The organism is Mesorhizobium sp. M7A.F.Ca.AU.001.01.1.1 (genome assembly GCF_004022735.1).
Classification (GTDB): domain Bacteria; phylum Pseudomonadota; class Alphaproteobacteria; order Rhizobiales; family Rhizobiaceae; genus Mesorhizobium; species Mesorhizobium ciceri.
Window position 1 is genome coordinate 1 of the sequence record NZ_RZPF01001391.1, and the last position, 403, is coordinate 403.

Sequence of the window (403 nt, forward strand, 5' to 3'; positions counted from 1 at the left end):
ATCTTCGGCTGTCCCGCCGCCGCCTCGACCTTGCCGGACAGCTGCGACACAGACTGCTCCAGCGCTTTCAGCCGGCCATCCTGCGCGGTAGCCGCCTCGCCGGCCGACTTCACCTGCGCGTCGAGGCCTGCCAGTTTTTCGGTGAGCGGACCAAGATCGACCGGCGCCGCGCTGCCCGCCTTGCCGAGGGCGGCGACCGCCGTCTCGATCTGCGCGACCTTGTCGCCCAGTGCGGTGACGCCGGCCGCGTCGCCTGCTCCACCTTTCTCGACAGCCGATTTCAGCGCCGCGACATCAGCCTTGACCTGCTCCAGGCCCGAGGACAGCCCGACCATCTTCGCCGCTGCATCGCCGTTGCCGCCGGCGTCCTTCAAGCCGGCGATTTCGGTCTTCAGCGAGGCGA

General features: G+C 69.5%; 1 pseudogene. It reads right to left on the reverse strand.

What is annotated here, in order from left to right:
* Positions 1-403 (reverse strand): annotated as a pseudogene (locus EN884_RS38345) (phage tail protein); the annotation flags it as partial.